This is a genomic window from Ruegeria sp. CH11 (assembly GCF_056537105.1).
Genome location: NZ_JBQFQX010000012.1, coordinates 20,453 through 42,892 on the forward strand (window position 1 = coordinate 20,453; position 22,440 = coordinate 42,892).

At 57.0% G+C, this 22,440-nt stretch carries 18 protein-coding genes; 8 read left to right on the top strand and 10 right to left on the bottom strand.

Going from position 1 to position 22,440, the window contains the following annotated elements; all coding sequences use genetic code 11:
- Window positions 1–737 precede the first annotated feature (737 nt).
- Together ACR0LX_RS16680 and ACR0LX_RS16685 are read right to left on the bottom strand one after the other, a co-directional pair.
- Window positions 738–869, bottom strand: a complete 132-nt coding sequence (locus ACR0LX_RS16680) for a hypothetical protein (RefSeq protein WP_480784681.1) — start codon at window positions 867–869, stop codon at window positions 738–740.
- Between the two features lie 241 nt (window positions 870–1,110).
- Complete coding sequence (locus tag ACR0LX_RS16685) at window positions 1,111–1,725, bottom strand: hypothetical protein (protein WP_480784682.1); 615 nt, start codon at window positions 1,723–1,725, stop codon at window positions 1,111–1,113.
- A gap of 41 nt (window positions 1,726–1,766) precedes the next feature.
- Here ACR0LX_RS16685 and ACR0LX_RS16690 point away from each other — a divergent pair, with 41 nt between their 5' ends.
- The 5 genes from ACR0LX_RS16690 to ACR0LX_RS16710 all read left to right on the top strand — a co-directional run bounded on the left by ACR0LX_RS16690 (window position 1,767) and on the right by ACR0LX_RS16710 (window position 7,136).
- The gene (locus tag ACR0LX_RS16690) at window positions 1,767–2,207 is read left to right on the top strand and encodes a terminase small subunit (protein ID WP_480784683.1); all 441 of its coding nucleotides are present in this window, start codon (window positions 1,767–1,769) and stop codon (window positions 2,205–2,207) included.
- A 1,038-nt stretch (window positions 2,208–3,245) separates the two neighbouring features.
- On the top strand, window positions 3,246–4,337 hold the full coding sequence (locus tag ACR0LX_RS16695; protein ID WP_480784684.1) for an ABC transporter ATP-binding protein: 1,092 nt from the start codon (window positions 3,246–3,248) through the stop codon (window positions 4,335–4,337).
- On the top strand, window positions 4,337–5,266 hold the full coding sequence (locus ACR0LX_RS16700) for an ABC transporter permease (protein ID WP_480784685.1): 930 nt from the start codon (window positions 4,337–4,339) through the stop codon (window positions 5,264–5,266). Before ACR0LX_RS16695 ends, ACR0LX_RS16700 begins: the two co-directional genes overlap by 1 nt.
- A 3-nt stretch (window positions 5,267–5,269) precedes the next feature.
- Window positions 5,270–6,079, top strand: coding sequence for an ABC transporter permease (locus ACR0LX_RS16705; protein WP_480574208.1), 810 nt, complete (start codon window positions 5,270–5,272; stop codon window positions 6,077–6,079).
- A 19-nt stretch (window positions 6,080–6,098) separates the two neighbouring features.
- Window positions 6,099–7,136 carry an extracellular solute-binding protein gene (locus tag ACR0LX_RS16710; protein ID WP_480784686.1) on the top strand — a complete coding sequence of 346 codons (1,038 nt, stop codon included), beginning with the start codon at window positions 6,099–6,101 and terminating at the stop codon, window positions 7,134–7,136.
- 75 nt (window positions 7,137–7,211) lie between these two features.
- Here the strand turns inward: ACR0LX_RS16710 and argE are convergent, their stop codons facing one another.
- The 7 genes from argE to ACR0LX_RS16745 all read right to left on the bottom strand — a co-directional run bounded on the left by argE (window position 7,212) and on the right by ACR0LX_RS16745 (window position 14,497).
- On the bottom strand, window positions 7,212–8,360 hold the full coding sequence (argE, locus tag ACR0LX_RS16715; RefSeq protein WP_480784687.1) for an acetylornithine deacetylase: 1,149 nt from the start codon (window positions 8,358–8,360) through the stop codon (window positions 7,212–7,214).
- Between the two features lie 116 nt (window positions 8,361–8,476).
- Entirely contained in the window at window positions 8,477–9,415 is a 939-nt protein-coding gene (locus ACR0LX_RS16720; protein ID WP_480784688.1) for a LysR substrate-binding domain-containing protein, read from the bottom strand.
- Window positions 9,416–9,440: 25 nt separating this feature from the next.
- On the bottom strand, window positions 9,441–10,937 hold the full coding sequence (locus ACR0LX_RS16725) for an aldehyde dehydrogenase (RefSeq protein WP_480784689.1): 1,497 nt from the start codon (window positions 10,935–10,937) through the stop codon (window positions 9,441–9,443).
- A gap of 15 nt (window positions 10,938–10,952) precedes the next feature.
- On the bottom strand, window positions 10,953–11,627 hold the full coding sequence (locus ACR0LX_RS16730; protein WP_480784690.1) for a DUF1028 domain-containing protein: 675 nt from the start codon (window positions 11,625–11,627) through the stop codon (window positions 10,953–10,955).
- Between the two features lie 84 nt (window positions 11,628–11,711).
- A complete protein-coding gene (locus ACR0LX_RS16735) occupies window positions 11,712–12,128 on the bottom strand; it encodes a RidA family protein (protein ID WP_480574190.1) in 417 nt (138 codons plus the stop codon).
- A gap of 17 nt (window positions 12,129–12,145) precedes the next feature.
- On the bottom strand, window positions 12,146–13,426 hold the full coding sequence (locus tag ACR0LX_RS16740; protein WP_480784691.1) for a flavin-containing monooxygenase: 1,281 nt from the start codon (window positions 13,424–13,426) through the stop codon (window positions 12,146–12,148).
- Window positions 13,427–13,684: 258 nt separating this feature from the next.
- On the bottom strand, window positions 13,685–14,497 hold the full coding sequence (locus tag ACR0LX_RS16745) for a helix-turn-helix transcriptional regulator (RefSeq protein WP_480784692.1): 813 nt from the start codon (window positions 14,495–14,497) through the stop codon (window positions 13,685–13,687).
- Between the two features lie 144 nt (window positions 14,498–14,641).
- Here ACR0LX_RS16745 and ACR0LX_RS16750 point away from each other — a divergent pair, with 144 nt between their 5' ends.
- Both ACR0LX_RS16750 and ACR0LX_RS16755 read left to right on the top strand, forming a co-directional pair.
- Window positions 14,642–15,994: an aminotransferase class III-fold pyridoxal phosphate-dependent enzyme gene (locus ACR0LX_RS16750; protein WP_480784693.1), complete on the top strand. Its 1,353-nt coding sequence runs from the start codon at window positions 14,642–14,644 to the stop codon at window positions 15,992–15,994.
- A gap of 64 nt (window positions 15,995–16,058) precedes the next feature.
- Window positions 16,059–18,128 carry an oxidoreductase gene (locus ACR0LX_RS16755; RefSeq protein WP_480784694.1) on the top strand — a complete coding sequence of 690 codons (2,070 nt, stop codon included), beginning with the start codon at window positions 16,059–16,061 and terminating at the stop codon, window positions 18,126–18,128.
- Between the two features lie 603 nt (window positions 18,129–18,731).
- On the opposite strand, the gene ACR0LX_RS16760 is transcribed toward ACR0LX_RS16755, so the two are convergent.
- Window positions 18,732–19,280, bottom strand: a complete 549-nt coding sequence (locus tag ACR0LX_RS16760) for an alpha/beta fold hydrolase (RefSeq protein ID WP_480784695.1) — start codon at window positions 19,278–19,280, stop codon at window positions 18,732–18,734.
- Between the two features lie 1,254 nt (window positions 19,281–20,534).
- Here ACR0LX_RS16760 and speA point away from each other — a divergent pair.
- Window positions 20,535–22,424, top strand: coding sequence for a biosynthetic arginine decarboxylase (gene speA, locus ACR0LX_RS16765; protein ID WP_480784696.1), 1,890 nt, complete (start codon window positions 20,535–20,537; stop codon window positions 22,422–22,424).
- Window positions 22,425–22,440 lie beyond the last annotated feature (16 nt).

The following is a 22,440-nucleotide window of genomic DNA, read 5'->3' on the forward strand; positions in this document are numbered from 1 at the left end:
TTTCCAGAGAAATTGGGATTGTTCTTAGCTAGAACTGCTTCAATCGCGTCTTTACAGGCTTCTAGAGTTGGTGTGTCGAGCAACTCGTAGAATGGACCAACCCTATCGAAATGTGCCCGTACTAACTCTAGATGAACACGTCGTCGAAATGCATGCCCAGCCTCACCTGGAATACGGTAGACACGCGACAACCCAAGTTTGGGAAGTTCCGCTGCTGCTAACTCACCACTTTCGTCGGTCAAGAACCTTGGTCGCAGAACCGCAATATTTATTTGGGAAGACCTATTGGGTTCTCCAGCCGCGTTAAACTCAGTCACAAATCAACTCACAAAATCAAGCAGCGCATACCTGGGTAGTGCTTTGCACTTCGAAAACAGAACTTAATACTCAGACTTCATTGATAGGGCGTCTGACGAACGGAGCAAAGGAAATAGTTCGGTGACAGAAATTATTGCCCCGTTCGCGAAGCGTGATTCCGCGTTTGAACCGCAACGATTACTCCATCCAGCGAACCGGTATGAATTTTTTGTCATCCGGTAGCCCACTTTCGCGCCTGACCTGCTGTACATGCGCTTCCATTTGCGCTTAGGTCAATCCGGGCTGCACCCATTTATATAGAACCTTTGGGTCCGAAGAGCGGGTTCCCAAATTGCTGGCTCGCTTCTTCATGTTCATTTGGCTGCCTCCAATGCTGCAATTCTGCGTTCCAATTCGGTTGTTTCCAGCACCCGCCTGTACTACTCAATCAAACCCATGTCAGTTGCCCCTTCCAAGGGGGTCACCTCGCCCTGGGAAACGGCCTGCAGCACCGCCTGAGCGGCCTCTGACGCGTCTGCAGCAGACTTGATCGGTGGTAGGTCGGAATTCACCGGGCGTCCTTTCGTGTAGGCGCAATCCGGTCCAGGCAAAGGCGTAGAGCTGTGCTGTTGCCCTCAAGCGCCAGTTCGACGGCCTTCTGGGTGATTTGCTCAGATTGGCCCTAAAGCAGCTCCTCGACTGCCCTTGCGACCCTGTGCCGGGTTCCTCGGGGCTTTCCGGGGTTGCCTTGGGCAAACTTACCGCTCTCGTCCGGTTACGTATTGGCCACGTTTTTTCGTTCGGATTCATCCGTCATGCTCGTTCCTCATTTGCTTGATTGATATTCTCGACCCGCTGCAATTCTGGTGCTGCAATCGAGTTGTTTCGGATCGCTTGCCCGCAAAGCCCAATGCCCAGTGCGACACGTTCAAAAGCGTCCACTTCGTTCAGGGGTATATGGCTAGATGTATATATGGCGGAGTTTTTTCCCGCGGCAAACGCCCCATTTGGGCCCAAAGCGGGGTAATTTTTTGCCCGGGGCTTTTTCTTTTTCGAGGCCGGTTTCCAGCGCATGAATTCCTTTGTTGCCGAAATCTCAGAAGTCTTTTCTTCGGTCAGACGACAGGTGGCGGATTGCCCAATGCCAGCGGGTCCCAGGCAGTGCCCACGTGCGACAACAATAAACCCGCGTTCAATTAGGACATCAAAGTAACTCGCAACCGTTTTCTTGCTAACGTTTAGAACCTCTGAAGCGTCGCGATGACTGAGGAATATCTCGCCATTGTTGCCGCCGTTGAAGCGGCGTTTCAGTTCGAGATACAGCGCGCGTGGCCCAGGCTTGAGGGTGGCCCAGGCTTGTAACGCCTGGAACCACTCCATCAATTGAACGTGGCGAGGGTCGCCACGCTTGTTTACTTTGTACGCCACAGACTAGCCTTAGCCTGAACTGTTAGTAACGAAATAGCTGCATGGCGGCAGCCGACTGGGCTAAACGGGCGAGATTCGCCGAGGCCTATGCAGAGCGCGGCAACACCGCTCAGGCAGCACCGCACGCTGGAGTCCCCAAACCTTCGGCGCACAGCTTGGGCTATAGGTGGCTGCATGGCTCGCAAGTCACTGAGGTGGTCCGAGATGCCATGAATGACCGGTTGAAGGCACTGGCTCCCGCCGCGTTAGGTGTCGCGCAGAAAGTGCTACTGAGTCCGACAGCCAGCCCTCAGCTATTCTTGCAGGCCGCGCGGGACGCACTAGACCGGCTCGGTTGGGTTCCGCCCAAATGTCCCGAACCAGTCACAAACACTGGGCCACGTGACCTGACTGAATGTTCATTGGAGGAGTTGGGGACGATGGTGTCCGGTAGCCCATATGTACGGCTGGACAATGAGTCTTTGCTGAGGCTGTCAGGCTAGGCGTGACGCCGAAACCGTCGCCACAGCCATCTTTTGATGCCGTGAGAAATAATTTTGAGACCTGTCTCGGCACGAACGGAACGGTTCCTATAGCCATGTCCGCCTTGCGCCAGTTCATGCAGCGTACAGAGAATGTAGATCCGCACAAGACCGGCCCTTGGTGCAGATTGCAGCGAATGCGTCAGGAGAGCCCATACCAACCGATTGCTGCGCCAGGCATATACAGAAACTAAGTGCTGAGAGTTGGCATTCGGCCGTTTCCAGCGTGGACTTATGGTGGTGTTTTGACCAGCCTTCGAGGCGCTGCGGGCTGCCAATCCAACGGGCTTTCGTGGTCAGCGCGATACGGTGGGCTACCCGTTATAGGTATCATGCAACAGTGTATCAGCTCGTGTGACTGATGCCTAACTTGGGCCTATAAATCAAGAAGCACTCGCTATCTGTCTCCGGTGCTGGCAAACCAATTGGATACGATTTTGCATGGCATACACCAGTTTAGTGAACGGAGCTGACCGCCCAAAAAACTCTGAAGGTTGCTGATTCAGGTTGGTCAAAAAACATTACGCTTGGGTGATTGGAACGTTCTGATACAAGAATAAGAAACACGCTGACGACAAACATGACCGTGATGCCTTCGACAAAAACAAGGGTCCTAACGACTTTTTTCACACTGATCTCACCATAGTTGAGGATGCAGTCGGACTGGATGGGTTTCTCCGCATAATCCCATGCAATTTAGAAAGCAGCGAACAAAAGTTCTGATGTTGCGTAAACCAACTTTTTTCTCTGCTGTAGGCCTTGGTTGATACTTTCTCCATAAGGATAACTATTGGAAAAGAAGGTTGCGCATCCAATGTGCGACCCAATCTTTTCTGTTCGATCAAAATGACTGCAGTTCCAGTGTAATACAATGATTTATAACAAAAAAGAAAAATGATTAGGCTAATCCTAATGTTTAGTGAGGAAGTCAATTCTTAGGCGGACAGCGCGGCCCGTATATACCTGAGTGCAAATTCGCGATGCTCAGGGGAGGCGCAATTGTCTGACACAGAAAATATCGCGATTGACGTGCGGGACGCGGTGAAACGTTATGGCGATTTTACCGCGCTCAAGAAGATCTCGCTGTCGATCATGGACAACGAGTTCTTTACGTTGTTAGGTCCGTCCGGCTGCGGCAAGACCACTCTGCTGCGGATGATCGCCGGGTTCGAGGCCGTGACCGAAGGGGCCATCTACCTTTACGGTGATGAGATCGAGAACCTGCCCCCCAACAAGCGCCCGGTGAACACGGTTTTCCAGAACTATGCGCTGTTCCCGCATATGACCATTTTGGACAATGTGGCGTTCGGGCTGGAAATGCGCGGCAGCTCGAAATCCGAGGCGCGTGCGAAAGCCGGTGAGATGCTGGAGCTGGTCCAACTTGGCCAGTTCTCGGCCCGCAAACCCAGCCAGTTGTCGGGCGGTCAGCAACAGCGTGTTGCGCTGGCCCGTGCCCTGGCCCCGCAGCCCAAAGTTCTGTTGCTGGATGAACCCCTGTCGGCGCTGGACCTGAAACTGCGCAAGGCGATGCAGCTTGAACTGAAACACCTGCAGCGCGAAACCGGGATTACCTTCATTTTCGTCACGCATGATCAGGAAGAAGCCCTGACCATGTCTGACCGTATCGCCGTCATGTCAGCCGGCGAGATGCAGCAACTGGGCGCGCCCACGGACATTTACGAACGCCCCCACAACATGTTTGTCGCGGATTTCATCGGTGAGACCAACCTGCTGGAAGTGTCCGTCGATGGCATCGAAGATGGGCGCGCGACCTGCCATCTGGGCGGCGGGCATGAACTGACCTGTAACGCGGTCGAGGGAGTTGGCATAGGCTCAAAGGTGCATATGTCGATCAGGCCCGAGCGTCTGTACATGTCCGACACACCCGCGGAATCCGAAAGCCTGAAAGGCCGGATCAAGGAAAACATCTTTGTCGGCACCGACATCACCACCATCGTCGATTTGCAGGATGGCCCCGATTTCATCGTGCGCACTTCCAACTCGGATCGCGGCAACAAGCGGATATTCGAGCCGGGAAGTGAGATGTATGTCAACATGGAGCTGGGGGCTGGTCGCCTCCTGGTGGACTGATGGCGGCGGGTGCAGCAAGCGGCGGCAGCGCAACCACAGACACGTATGAAGAGGCCCGCACCTGGCTGTTGCTGCCCGCATGGGTGACTCTGGCCATTCTGGTTCTGGCACCGGTCATCATGATGCTGATCTACTCTTTCCTGACGAAAGAGTTCCGCGGCGGCGTAATCTGGGAGTTCAGCCTCGCGGCCTATGATCAGTTCTTCTTTGATCGCGGCTTGTTCGGGGATGAGCCACCCAAGATCGAATGGACCTATATTATAATATTCTGGCGCTCGATCTGGCAGGCTGGCGCGGCAACGTTGCTCAGCCTCGTGATTGGTTTTCCAACGGCCTATTTCATCGCGACCCGGTCCGAGAATATGCGCCCAGTCTGGGTGTTCCTGATCACCATCCCATATTGGGTGAACCTGCTGATCCGCACCGTTTCGATGAAGTTCCTGCTGCGCGACCAGGGACCACTCAACGATTTCCTGATGAGCATTGGCCTGATCGACAGCCCCCTGCATATCGTCAACACCAACTTTGCAGTGCAGCTGGGCCTGTTCTATTCTTACCTGCCCTTTATGGTGCTGCCCATCTATGCGGCGGTCGAACGCTATAATTTCGCACTCTCTGAGGCGGCGGCAGATCTCTATGCTTCGAAATGGACAACACTGCGACGGGTTCTCCTTCCGGCGATCAAGCCGGGCGTGTTTGCGGGTTGTATTCTGGTCTTTGTCCCCTCGATGGGTTCGTTCCTCGCGCCTGACCTGCTGGGCGGCGCCAAGAACTTCATGATCGGCTCGTTGATCGAAGAACAGTTCAAGGGCAATGCGGGCAACTGGCCGTTCGGAGCAGCCGCTTCGATGATCCTGCTGACAATGGTCTTGATCATCCTGATGTTCTCAGCCCGGCAGCAGGCCAAAGCGGGTAAGGCGGGGGGCTGAGTGATGGCAAGCAAGCAATTCGACATCAAGACCTATACCGGCTTCAAGGGGATCACCCTGCTGTGTCTGGTCATCCTTTATGCGCCGCTGGTTGTGGTCACGATCTACAGCTTCAATGCTTCGCAATCACTGACCAACTGGGAGGGCGTGTCGCTGCGCTGGTACGCGGATGTGTTTACCGGCCCGGAAAGTGCCAAGTTCAAGACGGCGGCCAAGAACAGCTTTATCATCGCAATCATTGCTGCCACCACGGCGACCACGATTGCGACACTGGCAGCAACGGGAATGGTGCGCGGCGGCAAATTCCGTTTTCGGACCGTGTCTTTCGGCCTCATCAGCCTACCATTGATGGTGCCAGAGATCGTTCTGGCGGTTGCGACCCTGATATTCTTCAACTCGATCGGGTTTGAGCGCGGGCTTCTGACCATCCTTCTGGCCCATATCGCGTTCTGTATTCCCTTTGCCTACCTGCCAATCTCGGCCCGGATGCAGGGGATCGAAGACAGCTATGAGCAGGCTGCACTGGACCTCTATGCCACCAAGCGACAAGCGTTTACCAAGATTCTGCTGCCACTGATGATGCCCGGTATCATCTCGGGTTTTCTGCTGGCCTTCATCGTCAGCCTGGATGACTTCATCATCACCAACTTTGTCAAAGGTGCAGGGGTTGAAACCCTACCAACAGCGATCTTCGGCTCGGTCAAGCAGGGGATCAAACCCAATATCATGGCGATTTCGACCATGTTGCTGAGCGTATCCATCATCATGGTCACGATCAGCTATTTCGTAAGCAAGTCAGACAACACCAAATAACCAACAGATGGAGAGACACATGAAACATATGATGAAAAGCGGCGTCGCCGCGCTGGCCCTGGCCATCGGCGCAAATGCTGCCGCCGCCGAGGGTGAGTTGGTCCTGTACCACTGGTTCGAATACATCCCGCAGGAACTGCTGGATAAGTTCACCGAAGAAACCGGCATCAACGTCACCATGGACACCTACGACAGCAACGAATCGATGCTGGCCTCGCTAAAGGCTGGTGGTATCGGCACCTATGACGTGTCCGTGCCGGGTGACTACATGGTATCGATCATGGCTGGTGAGGGGATGCTCGACACCATCGCTGACGGTGAGCTGAAGAACAAAGGCAACATCGCGCCGGAATGGGCTGACCCCAGCTTTGATCCCGGTCGCCAATCCTCGATCCCGTATCAGTGGGGCTCAACCAGCTTTGCAGTCAGCCGTGATGCCTATGACGGTGACATTCAGACCACGGATATCCTGTTCAACCCGCCAGCGGAACTGCAGGGCCGGATCAACATGTTGGACAGTCAGGGCGAAGTGATGGCCATGGCGGCACTGCATATGGGCATCCCGCAGTGTTCGACCGACCGTGAACAACTGAAGGCGCTGAACGCCATGCTGCAAGAGGCCAAACAACACTGGGCCTCGTTCAATTCGGACACCGCGAAAGAGGTTCTGGTTTCCGGTGACGCAGCCGTCGGCCAGATTTATGACGGGTTCTCGGCCAAGGCGCGCGAAGAAGGCGCCAACGTGGAATACGCCTATCCGACACAAGGCTACATCGCGTGGATGGACAACGTCGTTCTGCTGAAAGACGCACCGAACCGCGACAACGCGCTAATCTTCATGGACTTCCTGTTGGAGCCTGAAAACATCGCGGCGGTGACCAACTTTGCCCAATACAACGCCGGCGTGAATGGCGTGGGCGACTTCCTTGATCCGGCCCTTGCGGAACAACCCGAAAAGAACCCTCATGCCAATGCAGGCCCGGGCGTCTTTATCGAGGTCTGTGACCAGGAAACTCAGGCGGTCTATGACCAAATCTGGACCAACTTGAAGAAGTAACGCGGATCAAATATTCAACACGAAAGCCCCCGGTTCTGTTCGGGGGCTTTTTGCGTTTGATAGAGGCAAGATCAATTACCGGCTGATATCTTCCAGAATACGATCCATCATCGTGTCGCAGGCGCTGAGCTGATCGATCTCAAGATATTCATCCGGTTTGTGGCCTTGCCGTTCCATCGATCCGGGGCCACAGACGACGGTGGGAATACCCAGTTCGCTGAAAAACCCGGCCTCGGTGCCAAAGGCGACCTTGGTGGTGGCGTTGCTTTGCGCCAGTTTCTGGGCATAGGCGATAATGCCTTCGGTCTTGGCGACGTCCAGTCCGGGATAGGCGTTATATTGTTCAACCTCGATACGCGCCTCGGGGCTGAGGTCCCGATAGGCCGCGCCGACCCTGTGGGCCGCGTCCTGTATCTGGCGCAGGATATCCTTACCCCGGTCCGCCGCCAGATGGCGGTATTCAAAGGTCAGCTCCGCACGATCCGGCACGATGTTCAGCGCTCTGCCGCCCGACATCATGCCCACATGAAAGGTGGTATAGGGCACCGAATAGGCCGGGTCGCTGTGACCACTGTTGGCGTATGTGTCCTGCAGGGCGCGCAGTTCCCCGACGAAATCCGTGGCCAGATGCAGCGCGTTGACGAATTTCGGGGCCAGGGCCGAATGGCCGCTCTGGCCGTGACAAACCGCACGCAGCGCGGCCTTGCCCTTGTGCCCCACGGCGACTTGCATCTCGGTTGGCTCGCCCACGAAACAGGCGCGGGGCTGGCCCAGCATCGGGGCCAGACGGTCCAGCATGTGCTGAATACCGACACAGCCTACCTCTTCGTCATAAGACAACGCGATCTTGAGCGGCTCGCGCAGATCTGCCCCGGTGGTGCGATCCGCCAGCGCCATGACCGAGGCCACATAGCCCTTCATATCCGTGGTGCCGCGCCCATAGACGCGATTGCCTTCGCGGGTCAGGCGAAATGGGTCTTTGGTCCAGCTTTGGCCCTCGACCGGCACGACATCGGTATGGGCCGACAATAACACGCCATCGCCTTCGGGGCCTTTCTGGGCATAAAGCCCGGTCTTGTCGCCGCCGGGATCGGTGATGCGATGCACGGCAAACCCACGCGCCTCAAGGAATTCTTCGACATAAGCGGCCAGATCAAGGTTCGAGTTCTTGCTGACCGTATCAAAGCCAACAAGCCGGTCGAGAATATCCAGTGTCGAGGTCATCGTGCTGAACCTGCTTTCGCTGTAGGGGCGCGTTCCTTTCAACCCTATACCACCGGCCAAAAACATAAATCCGGGAATGGCGAAGCAGCGGTTAGGCGTTCTCTAAGCTAGTCGGGTCAATCCTGTTCGCGTGCGCACAGCCCCGGCAGTGTCCCGGACTGAACTGCCCTGGCGCAGTGTTCGATGAAAGCTTTTGACGTGTTGGTTTCATTCTCGGAACGCGCGCGCAGCAGGCCCAACCGCATCGGACGCAGCTCTCCGGCGAGGGGGACAAAGATCAGTTTCTTGCCGTCGGGCGACAGCACATTCAGCGGTCGGATATTGGCGATCGAGAACCCGAATCCGTTGGCGACAAGGGACCGCATGACCGACATATCCGCCGTACGCTCTGCAATATTGGGTTTGATATTGGCGTCGCGGAAGAAGGACAGGAAATATTCGCCGCTAAAAGGCAGGTCCAGCAGAACCATGGGGCTGTCCTGCAGGTCCGCGATTGACAGTTCGGCGCGGTCGGCCAAAGGGTGCCCTTCGCCCAGAACGGCATAGGGCGGCAGATCGTGCAGGGGCTGGAATTCCAGATCGGCGGGAATGTCCAGATCATAAGTCAGGGCGATGTCCAATTCAGCCCGGCGCAACTGGCTGAAGATATCGGCCTGATTCAGCTCGCGCTGTTCGATGCGCACGTCGGGGTAGCAGGTTTCGAATTCCCGCCGCAGACCCGGCAGGATGATCTGCGCGAAGGTGACCAGACACCCAACCGACAATATGCCCTGAACCTTGCCGGTGATCTCTCCGGCCAATGTGGCCAGCAACTCGGCCTCGCGCAGGACAAATTCGGTGCGCTCCATGACTTTTTGCCCGGCCTTGGTCAGCGATAGGCCGCGCGCGTGTTCGCGCACAAACAGGGTAACGCCGAACTCGACCTCAAGCTGGGCGATCGCCGCCGAAATTGACGGCGACGATACGTTCAGTTTGTCACTGGCGGCGGCGATGCTGCCTGCCTTTCCGACGGCCACAAAATATTCAAGCTGTCGCAGCGTGTATCTGAAAGGCAAAAGCGCATCCCCACGATTTCGCGCATCAAGCCTTGTACTTGATCCACGTTGTTTTCAGGGCAGTATATTTTTCAAACGAGTGCAAAGACAAATCGCGTCCAAAGCCCGACTGTTTCATGCCGCCAAAGGGTGTCATCGCCGACAGCGCGTCCACCGTGTTCACCGAAACGGTTCCGGCCATCAGCCTGTCCGACACCCGGCAAGCACGGGACAGGTTGTCGGTCCAGACCGACGCCGCCAAGCCATAGACCGAGTCATTGGCCATGGTCACAGCCTGTTCTTCGGTATCAAACGGAATGACCGAAAGGACGGGGCCAAAGATTTCATCCCGCGCCAGAGGATTGTCGTGGGCGACGTCGTCAAAGATGGTCGGCTGGATGAAGCAGCCCTTGCCTTCGACTGTAACTCGGTCGCCGCCGGTCACCAGAATTGCGGTCTTTTTACCGTCCTCGACAAAGCGCATAATGCCCTGCGTCTGCTTTTCGTCCACGATGGCGCCCATCTTGGACGCCGGGTCCAGCGGGTCGCCGGGTTGCATGGCCTGCGCGCGGGCAATCAGCTTTTCTACAAACGCATCCTTAATCGAACGTTCCACGTAAAGCCGCGAATTGGCCGAGCAGACCTCACCCTGATTAAAGAAGATGCCGAACGCGGCCATGTCGGCGGCGGCGTCCAGATCCTCGCAATCGGCAAAGACCAGGTTGGGGCTTTTGCCGCCGGTTTCCGGCCAGACCTGTTTCAGGTTCGACTGGCCCGAATATTGCATGAACAGCTTGCCCGTGGTGGTCGAGCCGGTGAAGGCCAGACAATCCACATCCATGTGCAGCCCCAGCGCCTGACCCGCGGTCGCACCAAAGCCCGGCACCACGTTGAAGACTCCATCGGGGATACCGGCTTCGGCCGCCAGTTCCGCCAGACGCAGCGCCGACAGGGGTGATTGTTCGGCCGGTTTCAGCACCACCGAGTTGCCCGCCGCCAGCGCAGCGGCGGCCTTCCATGTGGCCATATCCAGCGGGAAGTTCCACGGTGTCACAGCACCAACAACGCCCAGAGGCACGCGGCTGACCAGCGCCAGATCACCGGGGCCAGTCGGGGCGACCTCGTCATAAACTTTGTCAATAGCCTCGGCATACCATTGGAAGAAATGCGCCGATCCCGGCGCGTCGATGGTGACGGCGTCGGTGATCAGCTTGCCCATGTCCAGACTGTCCAGCAGCGCCATCTCTTCGAGATTGTCGCGGATCAGGTCGGCCAGCTTCAGCATCACCGCCTTGCGGTCGCCCGGAGCCATGCGCGACCAGCGGCCATCCGCGAACGCAGTGCGGGCGGCGGTAACGGCGCGGTTTACATCCTCGGCATCGCATTCGGCGACGGGGGTCAGCACCGATCCGGTGGCGGGGTTGATGCTGTCGAAGGTTTTGCCCGATGCGGCGTCAACGAACTTGCCGTCAATGAACGCCTGCCCGCGAAAGGACAGACCGGCGGCCCGGCTTTTCCAGTCGTCATGTGAATAGTCCAACATCCTGTATCTCCCTGATTATTCGTCGCCGGGCACGCCGTAGGACGGTGCCTCGCGCGGGTCCAGCGCGCGCTGGATATAGGCGTTAAGCTGCGGCTTGTAGACGTCCCATGCGGTTGCGATGGCCTCGATCGGGCAATCCTCGGTCCAGTCGCAGCGCAGGTCAGCGACGGGCCAGCTGACCTTGTCGACAACCTTCATGCCTGCGGAATGCACTGGGCCTGCTTCGCCACCGGCGGCCAGACCGGCGCGCATGGCGGCGATCAACCGGTCGCCGATATGGCCCGAGGCCGACAGAAACCCATCCACGATGGCCTGCGGGATGCCGTCATTGGCCAGCAGATTGCCGCCCGAGGCGACGTTTTCGGCCTGCGCCTGTGTCCAGATACCCAGACTGTTGGGGCCGGAATGGATTGCTGTGCGCCCGGCAGAATCCACTGCCAGAACCTGCCTGTATTCGATGAATTTTGCCTGCGCGGTCATCGCCTCGATAGCTTCGTGTGCAGTTTTACCCTGTTCCATCAGATCCAGCGTCAATGGCCCAAGGCCGGGGTCGGTCACGTTTTGCGAGGCCACGGCCCCGACGCCCGCGCGCGCAAAGGAACAGCGCGCAGCAACAGCGGGCGAGGACGACGAAATCGCGAGACCGAACATGCCGGTATCAGCACAGCGGGCGACCAGAGAAAAAGTCATTTGGACCTCCTGAACGATAAAGACCGGGCCGCGCGGGGTGAGAGCATATGAGCGCAGCCCGGTTTCCTCAATTGATCGGCAAGATCAGTCGGGAATGACAGCGGTGCCGTCGATTTCAACCAACCAGTCAGGACGCGCCAGCGCCTGAACCACCAACCCGGTCGAGCAGGGGTGAACCCCTTTGATATACTCGCCCATTGTGCGATAGACGGCCTCGCGGTGGCGGACATCGGTGATGTAGACCACAACCTTGACCAGATGCTCCATCGAGCCGCCGGCCTCTTCGATCAGCTGCTTGATGTTCTGCATCACCTTGTGCGTCTGCTCAACCGGATCGTGGCTGTCGATATTGACCGCATCGTCCAGATTCTGAGGGCACTGGCCGCGCAGATAGACGGTCTTGCCACCCTGCGTGACCACGGCCTGACACAGGTCGTTGTCCAGGTTCTGCTCGGGGTAGGTTTCTTTGGTGTTGAACTTGCGAATGCGTGTGTGCGCCATTTTGGATTCCTGTCGTCTTATTCTGCGGCGGCGGGGGCGATGATGGCCGCCTCGCCCTCATAATCGGCATAGGCGCGTTGGATCGAGATCTGGTCGGCGATGTATTTCGCATCGTGCCAGACGCCCCAGATAAAGGTCGAGCCGCGGCGCGATTGCCAGGGCAGGCCAAGGAAATAGATGTCGGGTTCGACAGACACTCCGCGCTGATGGATCGGTGCGCCCTTGGCGTCAAAGGCATCGGCTTTGATCCAGCTGAAATCCTGACGGAAACCCGTGGCCCAGATGATCGTGGTGATGCCTTCTTTGGCAAAATCAACCGAGGTCAGCGGGTTGGTCAGGCTGTCGGGGTCTGCAAAGGGTTCACGCGCCTTGGGGTCTTCCGGCAGATCGATGCCGGTGCGTTCGATATAGGCGTCGGCCATATCCAGCATCTCGAGGTAATTGGCGTCGCCTGCAGCCAAGTTGGCCTGCAGGTCGTCGGCGAAACTTAGCACGCCGTTCTCAAAGCTTTTGGTCAAGCCAGTCAGTGTCACGCCCTCATTGCCCAGACGGCGGAAATCCATCGTATGGCCGCCATGCGCCCCGCTGACCGAGATGGTAACGTGTTCGGTGCCCGGCTTTTGCGCGGCCATGTCCCACAGGCCCAGAACGCCCAGCCACCAGACATTGTCACGGGTACGATAGCGGCGCGGCGGGCGGTCATGGGGACCGACCGACAGGAACACCTTGCGGCCCGCGCGGTTCAGCTCATCCGCGATCTGTGCGCCGGACGAGCCCGCGCCCACAACCATCACGGCCCCTTCAGGCAGTTGTTCGGGGTTCTTGTAATAGAAGGAATGCAGCTGTTTCACATCAGCCGTTTCCGGCACGATCGGCGGGATCACCGGATGCTGGAACGCGCCTGTGGCGGCCACGATACGCTTGGCGTGAATCTCTCCGGCCGAGGTTTCAACCCTGAACCCACCTTCACCCGGCAGACGTTCCGCACTGAGCACCTCAACACCTTCGCGGATCGGCGCTTTGACCATTTCGGCGTATTCAACCAGATATTCGGCGACACGGTCCTTGGGCACAAACGCATCCGGGTCATCCCCGCTGAACTGGAGGCTGGGAAACCGGTCATGCCAGCACGGGCCGTTGGCAACCAGCGCGTCCCAGCGACCGGTGCGCCACGCCTCGGCGGTGCGGTTCTTTTCCAGGATGATGTGGGGGACATTGTTGTTGCCCAGATGCTCGCTGAGTGCGATGCCTGCCTGTCCTGCGCCAACAACCAGCGTATCCGTTTTTTCGATGGACATGTGTCGGTTCCCTATATTTCGCATTCAGAACTGACCCCGAAAGGTCGTTGCAATCGTGCGTTGTCTGCTGGTGTCGGGACGGGCAGGCGACAGGTCGCCATGTCTGTCCGAGCGGCCCGGTTGAATTGACCAAAGCCGCGCGTTTTGTGCCGCGCCAGCAAGTATCGCACGTTTCCCCAATAAGGTTTCACAAGTTCGGCAGTGGCGAAATTATTGTCTGGCTATCTCTTAATTAGGCTTTGGCTAACCCGCCGGGTACTACGTTGTTTTCCGCGCCACTTGCCCACGTTCCGAAAGGTAAGGGGCAATCAGGTAATACAGTTCGCCTTGTGATGAGATGCGGCATTTCCGGTATAACTGCTTGCGCAGGACCTTGACGGTCTGTGGGCTGATGCCAAGCGTCAGACCAATGGAAATCGACGAATGGCCCTGCAGGATCAACAGCGCCACTTCGGCCTGTCTGGGGCTGAGGTTGATGCCCTGTTCAGCAGACAAGCGGTGGCGTAGCTGATCGACGATATCGCCCGGTTCGTCCCCGTGCGGCGGTCTGAGGCCGGACCAGTTCTTTCTGACCAGCGCATTGACCACCGGGGCGGCCTGTTTGGCTGCAGTGTGATCCCGGTTCGAGAATCGCGACGCCGTAGTGGCATCCCTGCCGATACAGACCGTGATCGATGAGCCCGGCGAAAGGCCGGCAAAGAAAGCAAGCTCATCCGTCAGCGTCGTGTTGGCGTAATAGGATTTGAAATACTCGTTGCGCTGAAACTGGTCGGGGGCCACGTCCGTCAGACGATACAGCCCATCCGCCGCGCCTTTCTGGTGCAGGCGAAAAAAAGGGTCCAGCAGATAGGCCCCTTTGACATAGTGGCTGTCGATACGTTCAAACACGCGTTTATCACGGGCATGGGTCGCCAGAACCTGCGGGCTGCTGGTTTGAAAAAAGGCGATGATCGCGAAATTGTCGAACGAACATGTCACATTCAGCCATTGGCGCAGCGCATTGCTGAAACGCTCGGACCCGGTGGCCAGAATGGCATCCGACAAAGCATCTGCGGCTGGAAGTAGCGACATGTGCGAGTACCCCTCTGGGGGTATATACCCCTTAAATAGGGCAAAGTAACCTTTTTTGTGAAAATGGGTGGTATATTCTGCGATCAAATCGCGACGGGTCTTACCACCACCACGCATTTGCATCGGGGACCAAGGGGGTTGATCATGGCCAAAGATACGCTTGAAATTCTTGCGCAGGACGATCACCTGATTCAGTCCTTCGCCGACCTGAACGCACTGAAGCAGCAAGGCGCGCGCACCGTGATCACTCGGGCCAAAGGGGCTTATGTCTATGACAGCGACGGCACCGAACTGATCGATGGGATCGGGGGCCTATGGTGCGTCAATATCGGCCACGGCAACACCGAGATGATCGACGCGATCACCGATCAGCTAAAAACGCTGGACTATTACTCGACCTTCTACAACTTTACCCACCCCGCTGCTGCAGCGCTGGCCGAGAAGGTCGCGCAGCTTGCGCCCGGGCATCTGAATTCGGTCTATTTCGGCAATTCCGGTTCGGTCGCCAATGACAGCGCCATTCGGACGCTGCACCATTATAATATCCGCAGGGGCAAGCCGGAAAAGAAGATGGTGCTGTCGCGGCACGGGGCCTATCACGGTTCGACCCATCTGGCGATGGCGATGACCACGCCCGGTTATTCCGAGGGTTGGCACACGGCCAATGATCTGGTGCATCACCTGCGCTCGCCCCATTACTGGCGCGAAGGCGGTGATATGACCGAGGCCGAGTTCCTCGACACCCTGATTGACGATCTGAAACAAAGCATCGAGCGCATTGGCGCTGAGAACATCTGCGCCTTCATCGCCGAACCGGTCCAAGGCGCGGGCGGTGTTGTGACCGCACCCGCAGACTATCACCGCCGAGCGTGGGAGGTCTGCAAGTCCAACGATATCAAGTACGTTGCGGATGAGGTCGTCACTGCCTTTGGCCGTCTCGGGCATTTCTTTGCGTCCGAGGATGTGTTCGGCATGGTGCCCGACATCATAACGACTGCCAAGGGTCTGACCTCGGGCTATCAGCCGCTGTCTGCCACGATTGTCTCGGACGATATTCACGATGTGATCTCGGGGCCGGACGGTATGTTTCTGCATGGCATGACCTATTCGGGCCACCCGGCAGCGGCGGCTGCGGGTCTGACCAACATCGCCATCATGGAGCGTGAGGGCATCCCCCAGCGTGTCCGCACAACTGGCAAGCGGTTTGAAAACAACCTACGCGGCCTGACCGACATTGAATTGGTGGGCGAAGTGCGCGGCAGCCATTTCATGATGGGGATCGAGTTTGTCAAAGACCGCGACACCAAGGAAAGCTATCCCGATGATGCGCAGGTTGGGCTGAAAGTGGCCCGTGCCTGTCAGAAGCGCGGCCTGATCGCACGGCCCTTGGGCAATGTGCTGATCCTATCCCCGACCCTAATCATGGACGAACCCATGATCGACCGCATCGAAGACATCCTACGCGATGCCATCACCGAGGTCGCCGCAGGCCTTTAAACACAGCCGTTCAGGGGGCCAAAGGCCCCCGCTATTCCTATCAGCGAGCCAGAAGGAGCCAGCCATGCGCGACCCACGATACGACATTTTGTTCGAACCGATGCAGATCGGCCCTCTGACCGCGAAGAACCGGTTTTATCAGGTGCCCCATTGCAATGGCGGCGGATACCGCGACCCCTCGGCGGCTGCGGCGATGCGCGGGATCAAGGCCGAAGGCGGCTGGGGCGTGATCTTTACCGAACAGTGCGAAATGCACCACACCTCGGAAATCACCCCCTTCATCGAGCTGCGCCTGTGGGAAGACAAGGATATCCCGCAACTACGCAAGATGTCCGAGCGGATGAAAACCCACGGTGCTCTGGCGGGGATTCAGCTGGCCTATTCCGGCATTAACGGGCCGAACCTTTATACCAAAGAGGTGCCGCTGGCACCCTCGGCCCTGCCGATCCGCACCTTCACCAATGACCCGGTGCAGGCGCGCGCACTGGACAAGCAGGACATCAAGGACCTGCGCCGCTGGTTCGTGAATGCCGCGAAACGGTCGAAGGATGCGGGCTTTGACCTGATCTGTCTGTATGGCGCGCACGGGTTCGGCATTTTCCAGCATTTCCTCAGCCGTGCCACCAACCAGCGCAGCGACGAATACGGTGGATCGCTGGAAAACCGCGCCCGATTCAGTCAGGAAGTCATCGCCGATATGCGCGATGCCGTAGGTGACACGATGGCGATTACGTTGCGGGTATCGCTCGACGAGACCATAGGCGAGCTGGGGTTCTCTAACGCCGAGGTGCGTGACTACATAGAGATGAACAAAGACTTGCCAGATCTCTGGGATCTGGCACAGGGCACATGGGAAGACTGTTCAGGTCCCTCACGTTTCAAGGAAGAGGCCGCGCAGGAAGAGCTGGTGCGCGGCATTCATGAGCTGACCGACAAACCCATCGTTGGGGTCGGACGGTTCACTTCGCCCGATGTGATGGCCAAGATGGTCAAATCAGGCACTTTGGATTTCATTGGATGCGCGCGCCCGTCCATTGCTGATCCATTCCTGCCGAAAAAGATTGAAGAGGGCCGGATCGAAGACATTCGCGAATGTATCGGCTGCAACATCTGCATTACCGGCGATATGACCATGTCGATCAGCCGCTGCACCCAGAACCCAACCTTCATGGAGGAATGGCGCAAGGGCTGGCATCCCGAGAAGATGAACGAAAAGGGCAACAGCAACAACGTTCTGATCGTGGGCTCGGGGCCAGCGGGGCTTGAGGCCGCATGGGCCCTGTGCCGCCGGGGCTATGACGTCGCCGTGGCCGAGGCTCGTGACGTGATCGGCGGCCGTGTGGCCCGCGAACGCCTGTTGCCCGGCCTGTCAGCCTGGGGGCGCGTGGTGGACTACCGCGACTATCAACTGAGCCAGCGCCCAAACGTGGAAATGTACCGCGAAAGCGAACTGGACGCCGAGAGCATCCTTGAGTTTGGATTTGAAAATGTCTGTCTCGCCACCGGCGCAACCTGGCGTCGCGACGGCGTTTCTCGCCAACACGTGGTACCCATGGCCATTGCCGATGGGGCCAAGGTTTATACCCCTGACGAGCTGATGGACGGCACGATCCCGTCCGGCCGCGTGGTGGTCTATGACGACGACCACTATTACATGGGAGGCGTGCTGGCCGAACTGCTGGCCAAGAACGGCGCGCAGGTGACGCTGGTCACCCCGTCGGCCTATGTCAGCGACTGGACGAACAACACGCTGGAACAGATCGCCATCCATCCGCGGCTGGTGGATGCGGGCGTCGAGATTGTGCTGAACCAGGGCGTCACGGAAATTCACCCGGATCATGTGGTCTCGAACTGCGTCTACACAGACCGCACCTGGAAGATCGAAGCGGATGCGGTTGTCATGGTCGCCTCGCGGCTGGAAAACAACAGCGTCTTCAACGATCTCAAGGCACGTGAGGCCAAATGGGTAGATGCCGGTATCAAGTCAGTCAAACTGATCGGTGACGCCAACGCTCCAGGTCCGATTGCCTGGGCCACCTATGCAGGTCACCGCTATGCACGAGAGTTGGACGGCCAAGACATCGGCGATGCACTACCCTTCCGCCGTGAAATAACAGAACTCGCGGTGGACTGAGATCATTGACGAGCGCAATGCGGCAGAATTCTGCCGCCTTGCATATTTGACCACCAATTTCCGTCTGCGATACTTCGATTTATCCAGCGATCTTCAGCGCGCTCAAAAGCTCGCTCTTTTCAGTCAGTGGAAATCTACTGTTTGGTTTCAATGACTTTGTCGCGCAATGATTGCCTGCGGTATCTTTAGTTCCGACATTGGTCAGCAACAGCCGCGAATTTCGGATCTCCGCCCGAGGTATTTTGCTCCACAGGTGCAAATCGCACAATGCGGCCGTTCACACGCAAAGTACCAATAGTAATTTCGTCCGCGTTGCTGGCTTCGAGACGTCATTCAACTAAGGTCTGGAGAGAGCCCGAAGGAGCCCCAAGGCGAACTGACAGGGCAGAACTAGTCGGTTTCTGCTCAGTTGCAGCCACCGAAGTATGTAAGTGCCATCTGCGCAATCGGTTCGCCCCACTCTTGCACAAAATGTCCGTCCTCCTCCAAAACCATCGGTTCCGGACAATCTCTGACAATCTGGCGCAGTTGGTTCATCACTGAGACGCCCAGAACCGGATCTTTCGCTCCGATGGCTATAAAGCTCTCCCCCGCCCATTCAGATTACCAGAACTTTCTGGCTCGTTTTGCTGTGTCGATGCCGTCCATCCCTGGTTCAATCATCACCAATTGCGGAAAGCGACGAACGCCAGCCTTGTAGCGTTGGTCCGGGAACGGCGCTTCATAGGCTTGCGCTTCTGCCTCAGTTAAGTGTGGACAGGCCCGTCTCATCAATGCGCCGCAACCCAAGTCGGGCCGGCTTACCACATAGCCATTCCAGACTTTGAAACCTTCTCCGAGATCGTCTCCGACGGGGTTTGCCGCGTTCATGACGATCAATCGGGAAAACCGGTCGCGTTGATCCACTGGCAATGTCAGTCCCAGAATGCCGCCCCAGTCTTGCACAACCAAGGTGATGTTCTGAAGATCCAGCTTCTCTACGAAGGCAAGCATCATCCTTCGGTGAAAATCAAAGGTATAGACCGCGTCATTGGTAGGTTTGTCTGATCTTCCATAACCCAACCAGTCGGGCACAACCACCCGCGCACCAGAGTTCGAAAAAATGGGTTTCATGCGACGATACAGATAGGCCCAAGTTGGCTCTCCTGGCATGCACAAGAACGTTCGGCGTGCATCGTCTGCGCCTTCATCCACAAAATGCACCCGAAGACCCTCATAGCACGGCAGGTCATCGACGTAGTTCGCTGCATACGCATACCAGCCTCGGCCCGTGTGATCATATCCCGCAATGTTGTAAGCCGCCCTTCTTCGCCAGCGGCAACTTCTTTGGGATCGACGCCTTGAGCCATCATGCCGAGGATTTCCCGACCCTTGGCCATGGCATCAGCCAGCCCAATAAGATCAGTCCGACCAATAGTAATCTGTCTGGGGCGCTTTCGGCTCCCAACTTTGACGGACCCCTTGGCGACCTACACCGAGCCCTTCTTACCAACCCGGACGCCGAAACCGCCCATGTCTGGGTGCCAAAAGTCTTCTTGGATCTTACCGTCTGGCAGCACCAGCCCGTCGATTTCTCGCTGTGTAACTTGCCCACGACGATACCTAGGTATGCTAGGCATCGGCACGCCCTCCGCGTTCTATGGCTTTCAACATGTTGCTTACGACGTAGCGGGGGCTTGATTGTGCGGGCGTGGGTTCGTCCAATTCAAATCAAACGGTCCAATCACACGATCAATGGAGCCATCCCCGGAAACAAAAATTACCACCAAATCATCGACCTCAACGCGGGACGTTTCAGTGATCGCCATATGAGTGCCGCTATCAAGGTGCGCGCCAGATACCATACCCGCACGACCCTTTCTCTGCTTTTCCTCAAGTTCTGCGACGTCACGCACAAGCTTTGAGTCGAGCCATGATCGAACGTCTTCGTCAAATCCGAAAATCAGAGACCAAGCGAGGCTATGAATTGTGGAAACGTCGATACAAGGGTCAAACTCGAGTCTTTGCTTGATTTCATCACAGGCGGCATTGGTATAGTTGATGACGGCTATGATGCACCAACTATCAAATTGGATCGGTCAGATCAGGCTGCTCGGATTTTCCAGCATCTTCTAAGGCTTCAATATCGGCAATAGCATTGCTTTCTAAGAGCCAGGGAATTTAGCGTGGAATCCACCAACCCCTCATGAGGAGCAATGGAAACTGTGGAATTCTTCGATTGACTCACAGATCGCGCAAATTTAGTTTCCGCCCAGCTTTTTGAAGAGGGCTTGACGAGGAGTTCACTTGGATGAAATTGCTTCATCGTAGTAATTCGGGACAGATCGAACCCGCGTAGTCCTTCTAGGGGCTGACGCCGCGCTTGCTCACTTATCTTCAATACATCTTTGAAAAGGGTTTGTTCTAATGACCGAAGAACAACCTCCTTCCGACTCCATTTACGGCATCGACCATTGGGGCAAAGGCCTGATCACCGTATTACCCAACGGCGATGTTGCCTTGTGTGATCCGGCACACCCGGAGGCCGCTGCTATCAGCTTGCCGCAAATATTGCATGACCTGCAGCAGCGCGGCATCGCAAGCCCACTGGTGCTGCGGGTCAAAAGCTTTCTGGAGGCGGAAATCCGTCGCCTCAACAACAGCTTTGCTGATGCAATTCGCAAGACCGGGTATCAGGCACCCTATCGCGGAGTGTTCCCGATCAAGGTGAATCAGCAGGCCCAAGTGGTGGATCGCATTGTCGAGTATGGCCGTCAGCACGACTACGGGCTTGAAGCAGGGTCAAAACCGGAACTGGTGATCGCGCTGGCGCATCGCTTGTCAAAAAACGCGCTCATCATCTGCAATGGGGTGAAAGACGCTGAATTTGTCCGGCTTGCAATTCTATCCCGGCGTTTGGGGTTCAACACAGTCATTGTGTTGGAAAGTCCGAAAGAGGTCGAGATTGTCATCGAAGTCGCCCGGGAATTGCAGATCGAACCGCTGCTTGGGGTTCGGGTGAAACTAACCAATCAGATCAGCGGAAAGTGGCAAAGCAGTTCGGGTGATCGCTCGGCATTTGGCATGAACACTGACCAGCTTACGCGAGTTCTGGACCGTTTGCGAAGCGAAGGGCTGCTGCAATGCCTGAAATTGCAACATTCCCATCTCGGAAGCCAGGTGCCTGACGTCAACGATGTGCGCCGGGCCGTTACCGAGGCCTGCCGGTATTTTACCGAACTTACCCGTGAAGGCGTGCCGCTCACGCATTTGGACCTGGGCGGTGGTCTCGGGGTGGACTACACCGGCGAAAAGCGGGCTTCTGAAAACTCGATCAACTACTCGATGGAAGAGTACTGTGCCAATGTGGTGGAAACCGTAGCCTATGCCATGGATGAAGCAGGTGTTGATCATCCGGTTCTTGTAACCGAAAGCGGGCGAGCGGTTTCCGCAACTTCGTCAATGCTGATTTTCGATGTGTTGGAAACCACCCTTTACGATGCCCCCGACGCACCGTCGGCAAGTCCCGACGATCACCACCTCCTGGCTGATCTGGCCGCAATTTCTGGCTATCTTGTTCCGGCACGGGTGCAGGAGTGCTGGAATGACGCACGTTTCTACAGGGACGAACTGCGCGCCCTGTTTCGGCGTGGATACGTGGGTCTGCGCCAGATGGCGCGGGCCGAACGCGTTTATCTGAATCTCATGGCGCGGATCAAGGACATCGCGCATGAAGCTGAACAAAACAGCGAACTGGATAGAGAGCTGCAAAAGATAGCGGACGTGTATCACTGCAATTTCTCTGTATTTCAGTCCCTTCCGGATGTCTGGGCGATCGATCAACTGCATCCCATCGTACCTTTGCAGATGCTGAACCAGGCCCCTGATCGCCGTGCGGTTCTTTCGGATATCACCTGCGATAGTGATGGGAAATTGGACCAGTTCATCCTGAACGGCGAAATCGCACCTTCGTTGCCCGTTCATTCGCTGCCAGAAGACCAGCCTTATTACCTGGGCGTGTTCTTCGTCGGCGCCTATCAGGAAACCCTTGGCGACCTGCACAACCTCTTCGGGGACACTAATGTTGTGACGATCGACCTTCGGGCGGACGGCAATTTCGACCTGTTGCACGAGCAAGAGGGGGACACGATCGCTCAGGTGCTTTCTTATGTCGAGTATGATCCGGCCGATTGCATCGCCGCTTTCCGCAAGATGGTGGACGAAGCGATTTCGGCTGGCGAAATCAAGGCCAACGAACGCAAAACTCTGATCGGGGCCTATCGTGACTCGATGAACGGATACACTTACTTTGAATAAACACGCTCAGGAGGAA